A 20345-nucleotide genomic window follows, 5' to 3' on the forward strand; every position below is an offset into this window, starting at 1 on the left:
GCTCAAACGCCCTTGTTGTTGGGGTTCCTGTAGGCCTCGCGCACCGCGTCGGACATCGGGAAGTTGAGGTTCACGTTGCGCGGCGGAATGGGCGACATGAACCACTTCGCGTAGAGCTTGTCGATGGAGCCCGACTTCATCATCTCGGTCACGGCCTGGTCGACGATTGCCTTGAACTCGGGGTCGTCCTTGCGCATCATGATGCCGTAGGGTTCCTGGCGCAGCACGTCCTTCAGCAGCTTGTAGTCGGCGGCATTGGGCTGGTTGGCGATGAGGCCGGCCAGCTGCACGTCGTCCAGCACATAGGCCGCGGCGCGGTCGCTCGCGAGCAGCAGGAAGGCATCGGCCGTGTCCTTGCCCGCGATTTCCTGCACTTCGATGTTCTCGGTCTTGCGGAAGCCGCGCAGCAGCTGCATCGAGGTGCTGCCCGCCACGGTGGCCACGGTCTTGCCCTGCAGGTCGGCGATCGAGTTGATGCCCGAGTTCTTCTTCACCGCGGCCGTGATGTTGGTGACGAAGTGGCTCGGCGCAAAGTCGACCTGCTGCTGGCGCTGCACGGTGTTGGTGGTGGTCGCGCAGTCGAGGTCGACCGTGCCGTTCTGCACCAGCGGAATGCGGTTGGTCGAATTGAGGAGCGTGTAGCGCACCTCGATCTTCGAAAGGCCGAGCTTGGCCTTGATGGCGTCGACCACCTTCAGGCAGATCTCGTTGGTGAAGCCGATGGGCGCGCTCTCGGCGCCGGTCTTGTAGGAGAACGGGATCTGCGTGTCGCGGCTGCCGATCTGCACCGTGCCCGTTTCCTTGATCTTGCGTAGCGTGGGGCTCTCCTGCGCGGCCGCGGCGCCGCACAGCAGCGCAATGCTGGCGCCGAAAGCGAGGGACAGTTTGAAGTTCATGGAATGTTCCTTTGAAGATGAGGCCGGAAGTACGCGGGACTGCACGGGGCGAATCTTCGGCGCCACTTCAAATTTCCAAAAGCGATTTTTTGTAATGGAATAAGATGAATAAAAGTATTCAATCCAAGGCGCGTGCACCGTGATGACCTTCAAGCAGCTCGAGGCCCTGTACTGGATCGCCAAGCTCGGCGGCTTCGCGCAGGCGGCCAACCAGCTGCATACCTCGCAGTCGGCCGTGTCCAAGCGGGTGCATGAACTCGAGCTGCTGTTCGACACCGAGCTGTTCGACCGCAGCCAGCGCACCGCGCGGCTCACCGAAAAGGGCGAGGAGATGTTCGTGCTGGCGTCCCGGCTGCTCGAGCAGCGCGATGCCGCGGTCGAGCAGTTCAGCAAGCCCGGCGTGGTGCAGCGGCGGCTGCGCATCGGCGTGACCGAGCTCACGGCCATGACCTGGCTGCCGCGGCTGGTCGGCGTGATCCAGCGGCACTACCCCAAGGTCGTCCTCGAGCCCGACGTGGACGACAGCCTGCAGCTGCGCGACAAGCTGCTGGCCGACGAGCTCGACCTGGTGATCGTGCCCGACACCTTTGCCGATTCGCGCATGCAGAGCAAGGCCATCGGCAAGGTGCAGAGCGCCTGGATGTGCAAGCCCGGCGTGGTGGCCGCCACCGGCACCGTGCGGCTGCACGAGCTCGCGCGCCACCGCATGCTGGTGCAGGGCAAGAACTCGGGCACGGGGCGTGCCTACGACGCCTGGATGAAGGACCAGGGCGTGCAGCCCGCCGACACCATCGTGGTGAGCAACCTGGTGGCGCTGACGGGCCTCACGGTCTCGGGCCTGGGCGTGAGCTATCTTCCGCGCCGCTGCCTGGACCCGCTGGTTTCGGCCGGCATGCTCGCGGTGATCGACGTGCAGCCCGCGCTGCCGGTGGTGCGCTACGTGGCCATGCACAAGGGCGAGCACCGCAGCGCGCTGACGTCGTCGATCGTGATGCTGGCGCAGGAATGCTGCGATTTCACGCGCATGTTCCAGGCGCAGCAGGACGAAGAGCCTGCAGAATGAGCGGCATGAAAACCCGCAAGCAGACCTCGTCCACGCCCTTCATCCGTGTCGGCCCCAGCGGCGTGCACGGGCTCGGCGCCTTCGCGACGCGCGACCTGCCCGCCCAGGCCTTCCTCGGCCTCTACGAAGGCCGGCGCTACACGCAGCAAGAGATCGCCGCCAGGACGTGGAACGACCAGCTCACCTACCTGTTCACGCTCTCCAACCAGGAAACGATCGACGGCGCCAAGGGCGGCAACGGCACGCGCCACCTGAACCACGCCTGCGACCCCAACTGCGAAGCGGTCGAGGAGTACGACGAGGCGGGCGAGTTGATGCTCAAGTTCCAGACCCTGGTTGCCGTGGATGCCGGCGACGAGCTGTTCATCGACTACTCGCTGACCGCGGACGACGGCTCGACCGCCGACAAATACCCCTGCCACTGCGGCTCGCCCCACTGCCGCGGAACGATGCTGTCCCCGGCCGAGGCCGACTGACCGCCCACCGGCTCCGCTCGCCCTCGAAAGGCGCCACGGCCACGGGCCAGGGCGCCTTTTTTCGTTGGCGCCGCCGGCCGTCATCTCAGGGAATCTACGGATATATGATTTGCCGGATGGGCTTGATTGCACACGGTTTTTGTATACAAATAACGCACCCGATCACCCATCCACCCATTCGCACGAGGAAAGACCATGAGCACAGTCGTCAGCCAGGCTCCCGCGGGGGCAAGCGAAGCCGGCCATGCGCCGCATGCCGAATCCAATGCGCTGATCAAGCCCGGCTACCACCCGCGGCTGACCAACGAAGACCTGGCCCCGCTGCGCAAGCAGACCTGGGGCCAATACAACATCTTTGCGTTCTGGATGTCCGACGTGCACAGCGTGGGCGGCTACATCACGGCCGGCAGCCTGTTTGCGCTGGGCCTGTCGAGCTGGCAGGTGCTGGTGTCGCTGCTGGTGGGCATCGTGATCGTGCAGTTCTTCTGCAACCTCGTGGCCAAGCCGAGCCAGGTGACGGGCGTGCCCTACCCCGTGGTGTGCCGCGCGCCCTTCGGCGTGCTGGGCGCCAACATCCCGGCCATCATCCGCGGGCTGATCGCGGTGGCCTGGTACGGCGTGCAGACCTACCTGGCCTCGGCCGCCTTCATGGTGCTGGCGCTGCACTTGTTCCCGAACCTCGCGCCGTATGCCGACGTGGCGCAGCACGGCTTCGTGGGGCTCTCGGCGCTGGGCTGGGTGGCGTTCATGGTCATGTGGGTGCTGCAGGCCTTCGTGTTCTGGCACGGCATGGAAGCGATCCGCAAGTTCATCGACTGGGCCGGCCCGGCCGTGTACGTGGTGATGGCCGTGCTTTGCGGCTGGCTGGTGTGGAAGGCCGGCTGGAGCAGGATCGACCTGAACCTGGGCGGCATCAAGTTCCAGGGCTGGGACGCGCTGCCGGTGATGCTCTCGGCCATTGCGCTGGTGGTGAGCTACTTCAGCGGCCCGATGCTCAACTTCGGCGACTTCTCGCGCTACGGCAAGAGCTTCGACGCGGTGAAGAAGGGCAACTTCTGGGGCCTGCCGATCAACTTCGTGTTCTTCTCGCTGCTGACGGTGATCACCACCGCGGCCACGCTGCCGGTGTTCGGCGAACTCATCACCGATCCGGTGCACACCGTGGGCAAGATCGACAGCACCACCGCCGTGGTGCTGGGCGCGCTGACTTTCATGATTGCGACCATCGGCATCAACATCGTCGCCAATTTCGTCTCGCCGGCCTTCGACTTTTCGAACGTGGCGCCGCAGCACATCAGCTGGCGCACGGGCGGCATGATCGCGGCGGTGGGCTCGGTGTTCCTCACGCCGTGGAACCTCTACAACAGCCCCGAGGTCATCCACTACACGCTCGACGTGCTGGGCTCCTTCATCGGCCCGCTGTTCGGCATCCTGATTGCCGACTACTACATCGTGCGCAAGCAGCGCATCGACGTGGACGCGCTCTACACCATGAGCCCCAAGGGCGAATACTGGTACAGCGGCGGCTACAACCCGAAGGCGATCCAGGCGCTGATCCCCTCCGCGCTGGTGCCGATCCTCTGCGTGATGGTGCCGGTGCTGCGCGGTGGCGCGAACTATGCATGGTTCATCGGCATGGCACTGGGCTTCGTCATCTACGCCCTGCTGAACCGCAGCAACAAGACTTGAAACACTGAAAGAGAAAGAAAGGGCCGCGCCGTGCGCATCAAGATCATCAATCCCAACACCACCTGGAGCATGACCGAGAAGATCGGCGCCTGCGCCCGCGCGGTGGCGAGCGCCGGCACGCAGATCGTCGCGGTCAGCCCGGCCATGGGGCCGGCTTCCATCGAAAGCCACTACGACGAGGCGCTGGCCGTGCCCGGCCTGCTGCAGGAAATTGCGGCCGGCGAGCGCGAAGGCTTCGACGGCTACGTGATCGCCTGCTTCGGCGATCCGGGCCTGAAGGCCGCACGCGAACTGGCGCGCGGCCCGGTGGTGGGCATCGCCGAAGCCGCGATGCACCTGGCCAGCATGGTGGGCAGCCGCTTCAGCGTGGTGACCACGCTCGGCCGCACGATGGGCCAGGCCTGGCACCTGGCCGAGGTCTACGGCATGGAGCGCTTCTGCGCCCAGGTGCGCGCCTGCGAGCTGCCGGTGCTCGAGCTCGAGGAGCCCGGCTCCCAGGCACGCGAGCGCATCGTCGACGAATGCCGCCGCGCGCTCGAGGAAGACGGCGCCGACTGCATCGTGCTGGGCTGCGCCGGCATGACCGACCTGTGCGAGCACATCGGCGGCCTGCTCGGCGTGCCGGTGATCGACGGCGTGGCTGCGGCCACCCGGCTGGTCGAATCGCTGGTCGCGCTGAAGCTCTCGACCAGCAAGCGCGGCGAGTTGGCCCATCCGCTGCCCAAGGCCATGAAGGGCGCGCTCGAGGGCTTCACCTTGCGCGGCTGACCACGCCCAGCGCGAGCGCCGCAGCCATCCGCTGAGCCACAATCTGCGCATGCCCCGCGCCAGCACCAAATCCATCGCATCCCCTGCCACCGCCGCTGTGGCCGGGAACGGCCCAGCCGCCACCGACAAGGGCAGTTCCATCGAAAGCATCGCGCAGGACATCGCCACCGCCATCGTCGAGAAGCGCCTGCCGCCCGGCACCTGGCTGCGCGAGGAGGCGCTGGGCCGCGTCTATTCGGTGAGCCGCACCAAGATCCGCGCGGCCTTGCTGATGCTCTCGAAGGACAAGCTCATCGAGATGATTCCCGACAAGGGCGCGTTCGTCTGCCAGCCCACGGTGCAGGAGGCGCGCGAGGTGTTCGCGGTGCGCCGCATCCTCGAAAGCGAGGTGGTGCGCCTGTTCATCGCCAATGCACGGCCGCGCGACTACCAGGTGCTGGAGCAGCACATCAAGTTCGAGCGCACGGCGCTGCGCCAGACCACCACCACGGGCACCGTGCGCGAGAAAGTGCTGGGCGATTTCCATGTGGCGCTGGCGGAGGCCACCGGCAACAAGACGCTGGCCGAACTGGTGCGCGAACTGGTCGCGCGCAGCTCGCTGATCGCGATGCTCTACCACTCGTCGAACGACCCGCATTGCTCGTCGGACGAGCACTCGGACTTCCTTCGCATCTGCCGCAAGGGCGACGTGGAAGGCGCCGTGCTCTGCATGATCGACCACCTGGAGCGCATCGAGACCAGCCTGGAACTCGGCACCGAGAAGCCCGACCGCCAGCTCGACCTGGTGAAGGCGCTGCTCGCCTAGAGGAAGCCTGGGGACGATTCAGCGCCCGGCTTTCGGAGCGCGCTTCGTTGGCGCGCGCGCAGGAGTGCCGGCCGGTGCGGCTGCAGCCGTTCCCGGAGCTTCCGCCCCTGCGATCAGTCCGCGCAGGAACACCATGATCAGCCGTCCCGAGGGATCCGGGCGCGTGCTCATTCTCTGCAGCGCCAGCCCATGCGACAGGGCCATGAAGGCGGCGGCCAGTTCGTCCGGTGCGGCAGGAGGCGTGCGCCCGAGCTTGCCGAACAACTGGCCGATCACGCCGCCGAGCTCGGACCGGTGCTTGTTCCACACCTTCCGGTATTCCGCAGCGAAGCTTCGGCTGCGGTTGGCATGCAGCTGAAGTTCGATGGAAAGCATGCACCAGTCGGCATCGTGATTGAGCGTGGAAGCCCAGGCTTCCAACTCGGCCAGCATCTGCCCGGGCTCCTGCTGCTCGTTGCCCATCACCTTGAAGAGCTGCGTCGCTTCCGCCTCCATGTGCCGCCGCAGCAGCTCCAGGAGAACGTCTTCCTTGCTCGAGAAGTTCGAATAGAAGGCGCCTTGGGAGTAGCCCGCCTTGTCCGCGATGTCGCGGATCGATGCACCCCCATAGCCGTTCGAGACGAACAGCTGCTGCGCGGTTTCGACCAGGCGCTCGCGCGTCTGCGCGCGGCTTTCCTCGCGGGTCAGGCGCGTTCTTGCTGTCGTCGGGCTCATGCCTCAAAAGATATCACATGAACTTTGGATATCGTCCATCCAATATTCAGAAATCACTTGATATTTGAAAATGCCGCGGCTACATTCAAAACTCGTTTGATTTTTGAAATTCGATTGATATGGAAAAACCCAAGGCCTTGAGGTCCGCGTTCGTCACCGGCGCGACCGGCCTTCTCGGCAACAACCTGGTGCGCGAACTGGTCGCGCGCGGCGTCTCGGTCAAGGCCCTTGTCCGCTCGAAGGCCAAGGGCCAGCAGCAGTTTGCGGGCGTGAAGGGCGTCGAACTGGTGCTGGGCGACATGGCCGATGTGCCCGCCTTCGCCGGCGCGCTGCAAGGCTGCGACGTGGTGTTCCACACCGCCGCGTTCTTCCGGGACAACTTCAAGGGCGGCAGCCACTGGCAAGAGCTCAAGCGCATCAACGTGGACGGCACGCGGCAGCTCATCGAGCAGGCCTACGGTGCGGGCATCCGGCGCTTCGTCCAGACCTCGTCCATCGCGGTGCTCAACGGCGAGCCGGGCGTGCCCATGGACGAGACCTGCCTGCGCGAGCTGGCCGACGCCGGCGACGACTACTACCGCAGCAAGATCATGGCCGACCAGGTCGTGTCGGCCTTTCTGGGCACGCACCCGGATATGCATGCGAGCTTCGTCCTGCCCGGATGGATGTGGGGACCGGCCGATATCGGCCCCACCTCGTCAGGACAATTCGTCAATGACGTGGTGCTCGGAAAACTGCCCGGGCTGGTGCCCGGCAGTTTTTCCGTCGTCGACGCCCGCGATGTGGCCAGGGCGCAGATTTCGGCCGCGGAGCACGGTCAACGCGGCGAACGCTACCTGGCGGCCGGCCGCCACATGACGATGCAGGAACTGGTGCCCCTGGTGGGAAAGATCGCAGGCATCAAGACGCCGACGCGCCACTTGCCCTTTCCGCTCCTGTACCTGCTGGCGGCGGTGCAGGAACTCTACGCACGGACCACCGGCAAGCCCATCCTGCTCAGCCTGGCCACCGTGCGGCTGATGCGCAAGGAGGCGGGGCGCAGCCATTTCAATCACACGAAGAGCGAGCAGAAGCTTCAGCTGAAGTTTCGCCCGGTCGAGCAGACCGTTGCCGACACGCTCGCCTGGTATCGCGGCAATGGCTGGCTGCCCGGTGTGCCGGCCCGAACCGAATCCTGAACAAGAGAAAAAAAACCGTGACCCACAGATCGATCCTGAACCTCTCCGCGGCCTTCGCAGCCGTTCTTTGCATCGCGGCAGCGCCGCAGGAATCCGCGGCCCAGGGCCTCCCTGCCGCGAGGACCGCGGGCAGCATGGCCGAGTTCTGCAGCAAGGGGCAGGCGGAGTACCCGGGAGGCATCGCCCGCATGCACCCTTCGTTCAAATTCAACATCTGCTGGTGGCTCGAGGATGCCGGCATCGAAGCACGCAGCTTCGACGAAATCGCCGCGGCGCTGCCGGAACACGCCGGGCCGTCGCAGGCAGCCTGGCAAGCGATCTTCGACAAGCCTGCCCAGGTGCACCTGGAACGGGCCCGCGCATTCGAAGAGCGGGGCAACGGCGCGGCTGCATCGGCCGAGTACAAGAAGGCCGCTTTCTACCTTCGGATGAACCGGCTTCCCAAGCGCGTCCCCATGGCGGACCTGCAGGCGACCGAACGAGCCCATGCGCTCCTGGGAAGGCCGCTGCAGCGGATCGCATTCAAGACCGGCGCCAAGGAATTCATCGGCTACTTCCGGGCGCCGCCGGCACGGCTGGGCGGCAACGAGAAGCTGCCGGTGCTGGTCATTCTTGGCGGCCTCGACAACATGAAGACCGAGATGATCCGGCACAGCGACTACTTCATGGGCCGCGGCTTCGCCACCATCATTGTGGAGAACCCGGACACCGGGGAGAACCAGCTCGGCTTCCGTCCGGAGTCCCATGCGATGTTCGACACGGTGGCGGACTACATCAAGACCCGCAGCGACCTGGACGCGAACCGCGTGGCCGTGTACGGCTGGAGCATGGGAGGCTACCTGGGAACGCTGGGCGGCCTTGGCAACGACTTCTACAAGGCGATCGTCAATGTGGGCGGCCCCAGCGATTCGAGCTTTGGGCAGGCGCATTGCAAGGTGGCTCCTGCATGGATCGTCGCGCCCTACACGATGTTTGCGAACATGAATCCGCAGACCACGCCGCGCGAAGCGATGTGCGAGTACTACGAAGCATTCCAGCTCTCGCGCCAGCTGAAGAAGCCGACCGCGGTGCAGCTGCGCAAGCCCATTCTCATGGTGAACGGCGCGCGCGAAGACCTCGTCTCCCGGGACGAGCCCGCATCCCTTGCGGCGCTGGGCTTCAACGTGACGCAGCTGGTGTTCGGGGAGGACGGCCACACGGCGGAGTCGAACATGAGCGAGCACTTCGAGTTCACCGCGAACTGGCTCATGCGGCGGCTGAAGATGGAAAACTGATCCGGGTTTTCCTGCATCCGGATCGCCGCATAAATTGTATACAGTTTGGCGTACACAACGAGTGGACGCCACGGGCACCGCGCCGTCCACGCACCCTTTCCCCTTGCCGCTGCAGGAGAAACGCAATGACGGCCGACACCCTTTCCACAGTCCATCCGGTGGACCAGCGGCTGCCTTCGGGCAAGCTCGCGGCCCTGGGCCTCCAGCATGTGCTGGTGATGTACGCGGGGGCCGTTGCGGTGCCGCTGATCGTCGGCCGCGCGCTCAAGCTCTCGCCCGACGAGGTGGCGCTCCTGATCTCGGCCGACCTGTTCTGCTGCGGCATCGCCACGCTGATCCAGGCGCTGGGCGCCACGCAGTGGTTCGGCATCAGGCTGCCGGTGATGATGGGCGTGACCTTCGCATCGGTTGCGCCGATGGTGGCCATTGCCAACGCCAACCCGGGCCGGAACGGCGCGCAGCTGCTGTTCGGCGCGATCATCGGCGCGGGCGCGGTGTCGATATTGATCGCGCCGCTGGTGAGCCGCATGCTGCGCTTCTTTCCGCCGGTGGTCACGGGCACCATCATCGCGGTGATCGGCATCAGCCTGATGCGCGTGGGCATCAACTGGATCTTCGGCAACCCGGTGGGGCCGACGGCGCCCGCGCTGGTGGACCCGGTGTATGCCAAGTGGCTCGCGGAGGTGACCTCGCCGGGCAGCTCGATCCCGGCTGTGCCCAAGGGCTTTGCGATCATGCCGACGGTTCCCAACCCCAAGTACGCGGATCTCTCGGGCTTTGGCGTGGCCGCGCTGGTGCTGGTGTCGATCCTGCTGATCGTCAAGTACGCCAGGGGCTTCGTCGCCAACATCTCGGTGCTGCTGGGCATCGTGATTGGCGCGGTGGTGGCCTCGATCACCGGCCTCATGACCTATGAAAAGGTGGGCAAGGCCGCGTGGGTCGACATCGTGCTGCCCTTTCACTTCGGCATGCCGCAGTTCGACCCGATCCTGATCCTCACGATGACGCTGATCATGATCGTGGTGATGATCGAGTCGACCGGCATGTTCCTTGCGCTCGGCGAGATGACCGACCGGAAGATCACGCAGAAGGACCTGGCCAAGGGCCTGCGCACCGACGGCCTGGGCACGCTGATCGGCGGCATCTTCAACACCTTTCCGTACACCAGCTTCTCGCAGAACGTGGGCCTGGTGGCCGTCACGGGCATCAAGAGCCGGTACGTCTGCGTGGCCGGCGGCGTGATCCTGATCGTGCTGGGGCTGCTGCCCAAGATGGCGGCGCTGGTCGAGTCGCTGCCCACGGTGGTGCTCGGCGGCGCGGGCCTGGTGATGTTCGGCATGGTGGCGGCCACGGGCATCCGCATTCTCTCGGGCGTGGACTTCAAGACCAACCGCCACAACGCGATGATCGTGGCGGTGTCGATCGGCGTCGGCATGATTCCGCTCATTGCGCCCAACTTCAAGCAGTGGATGCCGCATGCGATCCACTCGCTGATCGAGTCGGGCATCCTGCTGGCGTCGATCAGCGCGGTGCTGCTGAACCTGTTCCTCAATGGCGCGAAGCACGATGAAGAGGCGGTGATTGCGGCAGCCAAGCAGGCCGAAGCCCACTAGAGCCTGCTCAGATCATCGCGAGCGGCGCCTTGCGGCGCGGCGGCGGATGCAGGCGGTCGAGTTCGGCGAGGGTGGCCGCATCGAGCTTCAGGTCGGCGGCGGCGAGGTTCTCTTGCAGGTGCGCGCTGCGCACGGCCTTCGGGATCGCGGCGACGCCGGGCCGCGCGAGCACCGCGGCCAGTGCGAGCTGCGCGGCGCTCAAGCCGAGCTGCGCGGCCAGCGCTTGCAGTGCGTCGTCCGAAGCCAGAGCGCCCTGGTCGATCGGGCTGTAGGCCATCAGCGGCATGCCGCGTTCGCGCAGCCAGGGCAGCAGGCTGAACTCCGGGCCGCGCTCGGCCAGTGACAGGTACACCTGGTTGGCCGCGCAGCCAGGACCCGACCCAATGAGCGGCACCAGCTCCTGCATGTCGTCGATGTCGAAGTTGCTCACGCCCCAGCGCGCGATGCGCCCCTTGGCCACCAGCGCCTGCATCGCATCGACCGTTTCGCGCAGCGGGTGGCTGCCGCGCCAGTGCAAGAGGTACAGGTCGATCGTGTCGAGGCCGAGCCGCTTCAGGCTGCGCTCGCAGGCCTCGGGCGTGCCGCGCCGGCTCGCGTTGTGCGGGTAGACCTTGCTGACGATGAAGAGCTCCTCGCGCCGCACGTCGCCCGCGCGCAGGGCCTCTGCCAGGGCCTGTCCGAGCACGGTTTCGGCGCCGCCCTCGCCGTACATCTCGGCGGTGTCGATCAGCCGGTAGCCCATTGCGATGGCTTCGCGCACCGCGGCAACCTCGGCCGCACGGCGGCCTGCGGCTTCGCCCATGCGCCAGGTGCCGAGGCCGAGCACCGGCATCTCGCCGCCGGCCGGGAGTGAAAGGGTTCGCATGGGCGCGATGGTACGGCGGCCCCGGCGGCCGATCCGGGGATCAGGGCAAAATCCCCGCTCGCCGCCCGGTCGGCCGTCCCCTGCCATGCCTCCCCTGCCTTCCCTCCCACCCGACACGCCCACGGCTCGCCCGCACCGCAGCCGCTGGCGCGCGCTGCTCGCGTGGACGGCCGCCGTGGCCGTGGCGCTGCTGCTGATCGGCGCGGCGGGCCAGTGGGCCGCGGCCCGCGAGGCGAGCTTCCAGGCAGACTCGATCCGCCGCGCGATGGAGGTCCACGTGCTGGGCCTGCGCGATGCCGCCGGCAAGTACGGCTACCTGCCGCGCACCGCGGGCATGCACCCGGACGTCTTCGAGGTGCTGGCGCATCCGCGCGACCCGGCGGCGCAGCAGCGCGCCAACCGCTACATCGAAGAGGTGAACCGCCATGCGGGCTCCGATGCGCTCTACCTGATCGACTTGCAAGGCCTCACGTTGGCGGCGAGCAACTGGGCCACGCCGCAGAGCTTCGTCGGCGAGTCCTATGCCAACCGGCCCTACTTCATCGACGCGCGCGCGGGCCGCAGCGGCCTGTTCTATGGCGTGGGCCAGACCACCGGCGAGCCGGGGCTCTTCATGTCCGCGCCGGTGCGCTCCGAGGCCGGCGCCGTGCTGGGCGTGCTGACGGTCAAGATCAGCCTGCGCCAGCTCCAGGAGGCCTGGACCTTCGCGCGCGAGCCGATCCTCTTGGCCGATGCGCGCGGCATCGTGTTCCTGAGCTCGGTGCCGGCCTGGATGTACCAGGCCAAGCGGCCGCTCGCCGCCGCCGACCTCGACCGCCTGAAGCACGAGCAGCAGTACGGCGCCCGCACCGGCTTCCCGCCGCTGCCATGGACGGTGGCGCGCGAGAAAGGGCATCCGGGCTACCTCGTGCGCACCGACATCGGCGGCCAGGCGCGCCGCTTCCTCGCGCTGGACGAGCCGCTGCCCGACCTGGGCTGGACGCTGACCGTGATGGCCGACCATTCGGAGGTCACCCGCGCGCGCGAGCGCACCTGGATGCTGGGCCTGCTGTGCGCGGGCGTGCTGCTGCTGGGCGGGCTCTACTGGCAGCTGCGCGAGCGCCGCTTTGCCGAGCAGCGCGACGCGCGGCGCGACCTGGAGCTGCGGGTGCGCGAGCGCACGCACGCGCTGGACGAGGCCCACGCCTTCCGCAAGGCGATGGAAGACTCGCTGCTGGTGGGCATGCGCGCACGCGACCTCGAAGGCCGCATCATCTATGTCAACCCCGCCTTCTGCGAGATGACCGGCTACGGCGCCGACGAACTGCTCGGCCGGCTGCCACCCTACCCCTACTGGCACCCCGACGACGTGGCGCAGCACTGGCTGCATTACCAGGCGATGATGAGCGGGCAGCCCGCGCGCTCGGGCTTCGAATCGCGCCTGCGGCACCGCGATGGGCACGAGGTGATCACCATGGTCTACACCGCGCCGCTCATCGATGCCGATGGCCGCCACAGCGGCTGGATGAGTTCGGTGGTCGACATCACCGATCAGAAGCGCGCCGAGCTGCGCCAGCGCCAGAACGACGAGCAGCTGCAGCATGCGCAGCGCCTCGCCAGCCTGGGCGAGATGGCCTCCACGCTGGCGCACGAGCTGAACCAGCCGCTGATGGCGCTGAGCAATTTCGCGAGCGCGGCCAAGGCCTTCGCGGAGCAGGGCAACCAGGCGCTGCTGGCCAGCAGCCTCGACGAGACCATGGCGCAGGCCCGGCGCAGCGCCGAGATCGTGCGGCGCATCCGCGGCTTCGTGCGCCAGCGCACCATCGGCACCGAGGATTGCGCGGTGGCGTCGCTGGTCAGCAACGCGCTGGCGCTGCTGCAGGGCGAGATGCGGATGCGCCAGGCGCGCGCCGAGGTGCGCCTGCGGCCAGACCTGCCCGAGGTGCGCGGCGACCGCGTGCTGCTGGAGCAGGTGCTGCTGAACCTGCTGTCCAACAGCCTGCACGCCATGCAGGCCGCGCCGCCCGAGCAGCGGCTGGTGGAAATCGACGCCGAGGTGAGCGAAGGCCGCATGCACATCCACGTGGCCGACCGCGGGCTGGGCATCGACGCGGCGCTAGCCGAGCAGGTGTTCGCGCCCTTCTTCACCACCAAGACCGGCGGACTGGGCCTGGGCCTGAACATCTGCCGCACCATCGTGGAGGCCCACCGCGGCCGGCTGTCCTTTGCCAACCGGGCCGGCGGTGGCACAGTTTTCACCCTCGAACTGGAAATCTCGGCACCGTGACCGCCCTTGCCAACCACCTGTGCATCGTCGACGACGACGAGGCCGTACGCCGCTCGCTGGGCCTCCTGCTGCTGTCGCGCGGCCATGCGGTGCAGGCCTTTGCCTCGGGCGAGGCCTTCCTGGCCGGCGCCGACCTGCAGCGTCCGGGCTGCGTCGTGCTGGACCTGCGCATGGAGGGCATGAGCGGGCTGCAGGTGTTCGATGCGCTGCGCGCGCAGGACAGTCCGCTGGTGGTGATCTTCCTGTCCGGCCACGGCGACATCCCGATGGCCGTGGAGGCGGTGCAGAACGGCGCCTTCGGCTGGCTCGAGAAGCCGTGCAGCGACGAGCGCCTGCTCGAGAGCATTGCCAAGGCGCTGCAGAAGGCCGAAGAAATCGCCGTGCGCCGGCAGGCCCGCCAGGCCGCCGAGGCCCTGTGGGCCAAGCTCACGCCGCGCGAGATGCAGGTGGCCCGGCTGGTCGCCCAGGGCCTGCCCAACAAGCGCATTGCGCTGGAGCTCGCGCCGCTGGAGCAGCGCACGGTGGAAACGCACCGCGCCCACGTGTTCGCCAAGCTCGGCCTGTCGAACAGCCACGAGCTCGACCGCTTCCTGCGCGAGCACGGCCTGTAACGCTTTCTAGGTATTTACCCTTGCGTACAGGTACGTAGCGGCGCGGCGGGCGCCTACGGACGACAGCGCGGCCACGGGCGGACAGACTCGCCGGCACGGCTTTCCGCGGCTCCGCGGGGGGCCCCAGCCAGAGACAAGGACCCCCGAATGACCGCCATTGCCAGCGCCACCGCCGGTGCCTCCAGCCCGGACGCGACCAGCGCCCACGCGCCCAACACCACGCCCTACACCTTCGAGGAAAAGCGCAAGCGCATCTTCGCCATCTTTGCCGCTTCGTCCGGCAACCTGGTGGAGTGGTTCGACTTCTACGTCTACGCCTTCTGCGCGATCTACTTCGCGCCCTCGTTCTTTCCCAAGTCGGACCCCACGGTCCAGCTGCTGAACACGGCGGGCGTGTTTGCCGCCGGCTTCCTGATGCGCCCGATCGGCGGCTGGCTGTTCGGCCGGCTGGCCGACCGCAAGGGCCGCAAGACCTCGATGGTGACCTCGGTCGTCATGATGTGCGTGGGCTCGCTGGTCATCGCCTGCCTGCCCACCTATGCGCAGATCGGCGCCTGGGCGCCCGCGCTGCTTTTGGCCGCGCGCCTCTTGCAGGGCCTGTCGGTCGGCGGCGAGTACGGCACCACCGCCACCTACATGAGCGAGGTGGCGATGCGCGGCCAGCGCGGCTTCTTCTCGTCGTTCCAGTACGTCACGCTCATCGGCGGCCAGCTCCTGGCCGTGGTGGTCGTGGTGGTGCTGCAGCAGCTGCTCGACGATGCCGAACTCAAGGCCTGGGGCTGGCGCATTCCCTTCGTGCTCGGCGCCGTGGCGGCCATCGTGGCGCTGATGCTGCGCCGCACGCTGACGGAAACCGCCAGCACGCAGACCCGCGCCGCCAAGGGCGCCGGCAGCGTCGCCGAGCTGTTCAAACACCACAAGCGCGCCTTCTTCGTGGTGCTGGGCTACACGGCCGGCGGCTCGCTGATCTTCTACACCTTCACCACCTACATGCAGAAGTACCTGGTGAACTCGGCCGGCATGTCCATCAAGACCGCCAGCAACGTGATGACCGCCTGCCTGTTCATCTACATGTGCATGCAGCCGCTGTTCGGCGCGCTGTCGGACCGCATCGGCCGGCGCAGCAACATGCTGCTGTTCGGTGCGCTCGGCGCGCTGATGACGGTGCCCGTCTTGAGCAACCTGCAGAGCGTGGGCAGCCCGCTGATGGCCGGCGTGCTGATCACGCTGGCGCTGGCAGTGGTGAGCTTCTACACCTCGATCAGCGGCATCGTGAAGGCCGAGATGTTCCCGCCCGAAGTGCGCGCGCTGGGCGTGGGCCTGTCGTATGCCGTGGGCAACGCCATCTTCGGCGGCAGCGCCGAATACGTGGCGCTGGGCCTGAAGTCGATCGGCCACGAGTCGTACTTCTACTGGTACGTGACCGCGATGATGGGCGTGGCCTTCCTGGTGAGCCTGTTGCTGCCCAAGCAGGCAAGCTACCTGCACCACGACAAGTAGCCGGGCAAGCGACGCGCGGCCTCAGAAAAGGATCACCCACTCCCCGCGCAGGTAGCGGTACTGGTAGCTGGGCCCCGAGAAGGTGGTGCTGCGGCTGTAGCCGGCGCCAAAGCGAAAGACCTGCGATCCCCTCACGGGGCTTTGCAGGTTCACGTCCAAAAGCCGCGTCGGCTGCCGGAACTCGTGGTTGATCGTCTCGGTGCCGAGCCCCGCCGTGACCGCGAGGGTCCAGCCCGAAAAACGCTGCCGCCAGCCCACGGCCAGCATCGCCTCGCTGTAGTTCTTCGGATTGAAATAGGCCCGGTCCACGTCCTCGTGGCTGCTGCGGTAGGTCCGATAGCGCGCCTGCAGGGTCAGGCCCAGGTCGAGCGACGGCTGGTAGATCAGCCGCAGGCGGCCGTGGTCGCGCCGGTTGCCGTCCGAGAAATACTGCTGCGCCGCGAGACCGACCAGGGTCACGTGGCTTCCAAGCCCCTGGTCGACGGCCACGCCGACAAAGGAAAAATCGATGCCGCGGTCCAGCGACTTCGGCGTTTCGACCCAGTCGCGCGTCACGAGGAATTCCACCGCCGTGCTCTTGGTGGGCGACAGGCGGTAGCTGCCGTCGAGCGTGAGCAGCGTGTGCCCGCCCTGCTCGAACGCGCCGACCTCGATTGCGCCACCGTCCGTGGTCTTCGTTTCGACCGAGCGGGCCAGGAACGAGATCTTCTTGCCGGCCCTTTGCCAGTTGCCTTGCTTGTATTGGTAGTCGCCGAGCCGGAACCCCAGGTAGCGGTCGGCGTTTTCAAACGCGGGAAAGAACTCCACCGACACCCGGCGCGACTGGAAATTGTCGCTGTCGCCGGTGATGAAGAATTCCGGGCCAAAGGCCATGCCGGCCGGTTTTTCGTTTGCCTTTTCTTCCTCCGCCCTGCAGGGAGCGGCCAGCACCAGGCAACCCAGGGAAGCGGCGGCAAGACACCTCGGCAGCCCCTTCATTTGGTTCCCCAGGCCTTGGGCTTCCTGAACAGTTCATCGAGGTAGCCGAGCACGCTGGCAGGCTGCAGGATCAGGCTGTACAGCAGCACGTAGACGAAGAAGCCCTGGACGTTCTTTCGCACCACGAGGCCCGTCTTCCTGAACATCCGGCGTTCGATCCGGAACATGAGCAGGCTCAATGCGAAGGTGGCCGGGATCAACGCGAGGGTCATGATTCCGACGATCCAGTAGTGGCCGAAGAACGCGAGAATGATTCCGGGAATGAAGCCGATGGTGCATGCCAGGTCCAGCCACGGAAACAGCAGGTTCCAATAAATGAAGAAGGTCGACAGGCGCGGCTTGACCAGGATCCCCGGGTGCTTGATGAAGGCTTCCGCCATGCCGCGCGCCCATCGCTGGCGCTGCTTGACCAGTTGCTTGACGGTGGTGGGCACATTGGTGAACAGGCACGCGTCCTCGCAGTGGCCCACCCGGTAGCCGGCTTTCAGCAGGGCCCAGGTGAGCACGATGTCCTCGCCCACGCATTCGGGCCATCCGCCCACCTCGATCAGCGCAGCCCGGTCGTAGATCGAAAACGCACCCTGCGCAACCAGCGTGCCCTGGAACAGCGACTGCACGCGCTTGATGGCGGCAATGCCATGGAAGTAGTCCCATTCCTGGCAGCGGGTGATCCAGTTCAGCCGCGAGTTGCGGACCAGGATTTTTCCCGCCACGGCCCGCGTATGGGGCGGGTCGGCGCGATAGCGCTCGACGATGCTGGTCAAAGCGCCACGGTAAAGGAAGGAGTCGGCATCGACGGTGATGACCAGGTCGTGCGCGACTTCCTTGAACCCGATGTTCAGCGCGCGTGCCTTGCCGCCGTTTTTTTCCAGGTCCAGGAAGGTCAGCCATGGGTACCGCTCCCGGGCACGCTGAACGACAAGCGACGTGCCGTCCGCGGACCCGTCGTTGATCACGATCACCTGCAGTTCGCCCGGGTAGTTCTGCCGATCGATGCTGACCAGCGTCTCGTCGATGGACGCTTCCTCGTTGTAGGCGGCAATCAGGATGGAGATCGGGGGATAGACGGCCAACGCGGGATGCGCCGGCCTCCTGTCCAGCAGCAGGCTGATGGCCAGGAACGCATTCATGAAGCCCGGAACAACGGCAATGCCATACACCAGGAAAATGGCCAGGGCCATCCCCACCCGATCCGTCAGGTCGGCCAGCCAGGGGCCCGCGGCCCATATCGAGAACCACATCCAGGCGCTGGCGCCAATCAACGCAATGACAAACTTGCCCGACACGGGCAGGTAAATCATTGGCTGCAGCGCCTTCTGGCCTTCTTCGTTCATGTCGCTCTCGAGTGTTCCATCGAATGTAACTCTCGACAAACGACGAGAACAGTCTGGTTACATTCTTGGAGACTGTTAACAACACTGGGAGACGCTGCGCCCCGGCCCCTTCAACCCAGGAGCCCGGGAATACCCTCTGGCTCGCTCGAAGTCTTCTTGCCTACATTGCTTGTATGCAAGAAAAGCGATCCTTGCATGCAAACACCGCCAAGACATACAAGGAGACTTCCATGCCTCGCTTCGCCAAATCGCTCTTCGGCCAGGTCGTCATTGCCCTGGTGCTCGGCGTGCTCGCCGGCCTCTTCTTGCCGGAGTTCGCCGTCAAGCTCAAGCCGCTCGGCGACGGCTTCATCAAGCTGATCAAGATGATCATCCCGGTGCTGGTGTTCTGCGTGGTGGTGCACGGCATCGCGGGCGCGGGCGACCTGAAGCGCGTGGGGCGGGTCGGCGTGAAGGCGCTGATCTACTTCGAGGTGCTCACCACCGTTGCGCTGGCGCTGGGCCTGGTGCTGGCCTTCGTGTTCCAGCCCGGCGTGGGCATGAACGTGGATCCGGGCAAGCTCGACGCCACGGCCATGAGCGCCTATGCCTCGAACGCCGACAAGCTCACCAGCGGCGGCACGGTCGAGTTCCTGATGAAGCTGATCCCCACCACGGTGGTCAACGCCTTTGCCACCGGCGACGTGCTGCAGGTGCTGCTGTTCGCGGTGCTGTTCGGATGCGCGCTGTCGCTCCTGGGCGAGCGTGGCAAGCCGGTGGCCGCGGTGGTGGATGCGCTTTCGCTGGTGCTGTTCAAGATCATGGGCATCCTCATCAAGCTGGCGCCGCTCGGCGTGCTGGGCGCCATTGCCTTCACGGTGGGCAAGTACGGCATCGGTTCGCTCAAGCAGCTGGGCATGCTGGTGGCCCTCTTCTACGGCGCGGTGCTGGTCTTCGTGTTCGTGGTGCTCGGGCTGGTCATGCGCATGTCGGGCTTCAGCCTGTGGAAGCTGCTGCGCTACCTGCGCGAGGAGCTGGCCATCGTGTTTGCCACCACCTCGTCGGACAGCGTGCTGCCGCAGATCATGGCCAAGCTGCGCCGCATGGGCATCCGCGACTCGACGGTGGGCCTGGTGATTCCCACGGGCTATTCGTTCAACCTGGACGCCTTCTCGATCTACATCACGCTCGCGGCGGTGTTCATCGCGCAGGCCACCAACACGCCGATCTCGATGGCGGACCTGCTGACCATCCTTGCGATTGCGCTGGTCACCTCCAAGGGCGCGCACGGCGTGCCGGGCTCGGCCATCGTGGTGCTGGCCGCCACGCTGCACGCGATTCCCGCCATTCCGGCCATCGGGCTGGTGCTGGTGCTCTCGGTCGACTGGTTCATGGGCATCGCGCGCGCGCTGGGCAACCTGATCGGCAACTGCGTGGCCACGGTGGCCATCGCGGCCTGGGAAGGCGACATCGACCGCGAGCGCGCCCATGCGGTGCTCGACGGCTCCTACTCGCCGGACGACGAGCCGCTGGCCGAGCCCGAGGTGCCGGCCGTCCCCGTGGGCGCCGTCGGCCGCTGAAAACGCGCGATGGCGACCGACGTCAACCCCACCTCCATCGCCGAGCGCGTGGTCGAGGCCATCCTGGCGCAAAAGCTCGCGCCGGGCGAGCGGCTGGGCGAGCAGGCGCTGGCCGAGAACTTCGCGGTGAGCCGCACCATGGTGCGCGAGGCGCTCATGCAGCTGCAGGCGCGCGGCTTCGTCGAGGTGCAGTCGCGCCGCGGCTGGTACGTGGTGGAGCCCTCGGCCGAGGAAGCGCGCGACGCCTTCTCGGCGCGGCGCATCGTCGAGGCGGGCATCCTGGCCGAAAGCGAAGGCCGGCCGCTGCAGCAGGCCATCCGCAAGCTGCGCGACCACATTGCCGACGAGCAGCGCGCCATCGAGGGCGCCGACGCCGCCACGCGCGCCTTCCTGCTGGCCGACTTCCATGTCTGCCTGGCCGAGCAGATGGGCCACCAGCTGCTGGTCGACGTGCTGCGCGACCTCACGGCCCGCACCACGCTGGCCGCCACGCTCTACCAGTCCAGGCACGAGGCCGGCCAGTCCTGCGCGGAGCACGGCGCCATCGTGGCCGCGCTGGAGGCCGGCGACACGGCCCGGGCGCGCCAGCTGATGATCGAGCACATCGGCAACGTCGAGCGCTCGCTCGAGGTCGAAACCACGGCCGGGCCCGACGCGCCCGCCCGGCTGCGCGCCACGCTGGCGCCGGTGGCGCTGCCGCGCGCCAGGCGCTGACCTCCGGGCGCCCGGTGGCGCCACCGCACAAGGGCGTGCCGA

At 66.8% G+C, this 20345-nt stretch carries 18 protein-coding genes; 13 read left to right on the forward strand and 5 right to left on the reverse strand.

Features of this window, described 5'->3' with window-relative positions; translation table 11 throughout:
• Window positions 1-2: 2 nt before the first annotated feature.
• Entirely contained in the window at window positions 3-896 is an 894-nt protein-coding gene (locus tag AC1DSC_RS14220; protein WP_015866708.1) for an amino acid ABC transporter substrate-binding protein, read from the reverse strand.
• A 142-nt stretch (window positions 897-1038) separates the two neighbouring features.
• Between AC1DSC_RS14220 and AC1DSC_RS14225 the strand changes: the two genes are divergently transcribed.
• The 5 genes from AC1DSC_RS14225 to AC1DSC_RS14245 all read left to right on the forward strand — a co-directional run bounded on the left by AC1DSC_RS14225 (window position 1039) and on the right by AC1DSC_RS14245 (window position 5697).
• Window positions 1039-1959 carry a LysR family transcriptional regulator gene (locus tag AC1DSC_RS14225; RefSeq protein ID WP_062365868.1) on the forward strand — a complete coding sequence of 307 codons (921 nt, stop codon included), beginning with the start codon at window positions 1039-1041 and terminating at the stop codon, window positions 1957-1959.
• Window positions 1956-2435, forward strand: a complete 480-nt coding sequence (locus AC1DSC_RS14230) for an SET domain-containing protein (RefSeq protein WP_015866710.1) — start codon at window positions 1956-1958, stop codon at window positions 2433-2435. The genes AC1DSC_RS14225 and AC1DSC_RS14230 overlap by 4 nt, the downstream gene beginning before the upstream one ends.
• A 195-nt stretch (window positions 2436-2630) precedes the next feature.
• Window positions 2631-4124 carry an NCS1 family nucleobase:cation symporter-1 gene (locus AC1DSC_RS14235; RefSeq protein WP_018905335.1) on the forward strand — a complete coding sequence of 498 codons (1494 nt, stop codon included), beginning with the start codon at window positions 2631-2633 and terminating at the stop codon, window positions 4122-4124.
• A gap of 30 nt (window positions 4125-4154) precedes the next feature.
• Window positions 4155-4892 carry an aspartate/glutamate racemase family protein gene (locus AC1DSC_RS14240; RefSeq protein ID WP_369663319.1) on the forward strand — a complete coding sequence of 246 codons (738 nt, stop codon included), beginning with the start codon at window positions 4155-4157 and terminating at the stop codon, window positions 4890-4892.
• A 49-nt stretch (window positions 4893-4941) separates the two neighbouring features.
• On the forward strand, window positions 4942-5697 hold the full coding sequence (locus tag AC1DSC_RS14245; RefSeq protein ID WP_015866713.1) for a GntR family transcriptional regulator: 756 nt from the start codon (window positions 4942-4944) through the stop codon (window positions 5695-5697).
• Window positions 5698-5715: 18 nt separating this feature from the next.
• Here AC1DSC_RS14245 and AC1DSC_RS14250 read toward each other — a convergent pair whose 3' ends face one another.
• The gene (locus AC1DSC_RS14250) at window positions 5716-6411 is read right to left on the reverse strand and encodes a TetR/AcrR family transcriptional regulator (RefSeq protein ID WP_015866714.1); all 696 of its coding nucleotides are present in this window, start codon (window positions 6409-6411) and stop codon (window positions 5716-5718) included.
• A gap of 119 nt (window positions 6412-6530) precedes the next feature.
• Between AC1DSC_RS14250 and AC1DSC_RS14255 the strand changes: the two genes are divergently transcribed.
• The 3 genes from AC1DSC_RS14255 to AC1DSC_RS14265 all read left to right on the forward strand — a co-directional run bounded on the left by AC1DSC_RS14255 (window position 6531) and on the right by AC1DSC_RS14265 (window position 10476).
• A complete protein-coding gene (locus AC1DSC_RS14255; protein WP_278881327.1) occupies window positions 6531-7589 on the forward strand; it encodes an SDR family oxidoreductase in 1059 nt (352 codons plus the stop codon).
• A gap of 17 nt (window positions 7590-7606) precedes the next feature.
• Window positions 7607-8863 carry an alpha/beta hydrolase family protein gene (locus tag AC1DSC_RS14260; RefSeq protein ID WP_369663320.1) on the forward strand — a complete coding sequence of 419 codons (1257 nt, stop codon included), beginning with the start codon at window positions 7607-7609 and terminating at the stop codon, window positions 8861-8863.
• 125 nt (window positions 8864-8988) lie between these two features.
• On the forward strand, window positions 8989-10476 hold the full coding sequence (locus tag AC1DSC_RS14265; protein WP_369663321.1) for a nucleobase:cation symporter-2 family protein: 1488 nt from the start codon (window positions 8989-8991) through the stop codon (window positions 10474-10476).
• Between the two features lie 7 nt (window positions 10477-10483).
• On the opposite strand, the gene AC1DSC_RS14270 is transcribed toward AC1DSC_RS14265, so the two are convergent.
• Window positions 10484-11341 (reverse strand): aldo/keto reductase, encoded by an 858-nt coding sequence (locus AC1DSC_RS14270; RefSeq protein ID WP_369663322.1) that lies wholly within the window; start codon window positions 11339-11341, stop codon window positions 10484-10486.
• An 85-nt stretch (window positions 11342-11426) separates the two neighbouring features.
• Between AC1DSC_RS14270 and AC1DSC_RS14275 the strand changes: the two genes are divergently transcribed.
• The 3 genes from AC1DSC_RS14275 to AC1DSC_RS14285 all read left to right on the forward strand — a co-directional run bounded on the left by AC1DSC_RS14275 (window position 11427) and on the right by AC1DSC_RS14285 (window position 15718).
• A complete protein-coding gene (locus tag AC1DSC_RS14275; protein WP_369663323.1) occupies window positions 11427-13607 on the forward strand; it encodes a sensor histidine kinase in 2181 nt (726 codons plus the stop codon).
• On the forward strand, window positions 13604-14218 hold the full coding sequence (locus AC1DSC_RS14280; RefSeq protein WP_369663324.1) for a response regulator transcription factor: 615 nt from the start codon (window positions 13604-13606) through the stop codon (window positions 14216-14218). Before AC1DSC_RS14275 ends, AC1DSC_RS14280 begins: the two co-directional genes overlap by 4 nt.
• Window positions 14219-14365: 147 nt before the next feature.
• Complete coding sequence (locus AC1DSC_RS14285; protein WP_018905325.1) at window positions 14366-15718, forward strand: MFS family transporter; 1353 nt, start codon at window positions 14366-14368, stop codon at window positions 15716-15718.
• A 21-nt stretch (window positions 15719-15739) separates the two neighbouring features.
• On the opposite strand, the gene AC1DSC_RS14290 is transcribed toward AC1DSC_RS14285, so the two are convergent.
• Both AC1DSC_RS14290 and AC1DSC_RS14295 read right to left on the reverse strand, forming a co-directional pair.
• On the reverse strand, window positions 15740-16591 hold the full coding sequence (locus AC1DSC_RS14290) for a porin family protein (protein WP_244883722.1): 852 nt from the start codon (window positions 16589-16591) through the stop codon (window positions 15740-15742).
• A gap of 101 nt (window positions 16592-16692) precedes the next feature.
• Window positions 16693-18030 (reverse strand): glycosyltransferase family 2 protein, encoded by a 1338-nt coding sequence (locus AC1DSC_RS14295; protein ID WP_369663325.1) that lies wholly within the window; start codon window positions 18028-18030, stop codon window positions 16693-16695.
• A gap of 230 nt (window positions 18031-18260) precedes the next feature.
• Here AC1DSC_RS14295 and AC1DSC_RS14300 point away from each other — a divergent pair, with 230 nt between their 5' ends.
• A complete protein-coding gene (locus tag AC1DSC_RS14300) occupies window positions 18261-19589 on the forward strand; it encodes a C4-dicarboxylate transporter DctA (RefSeq protein WP_369663326.1) in 1329 nt (442 codons plus the stop codon).
• 9 nt (window positions 19590-19598) lie between these two features.
• Complete coding sequence (locus tag AC1DSC_RS14305) at window positions 19599-20303, forward strand: GntR family transcriptional regulator (RefSeq protein ID WP_018905322.1); 705 nt, start codon at window positions 19599-19601, stop codon at window positions 20301-20303.
• Window positions 20304-20345: the final 42 nt, after the last annotated feature.

It is taken from the genome of Variovorax sp. 01N425 (assembly GCF_056399465.1).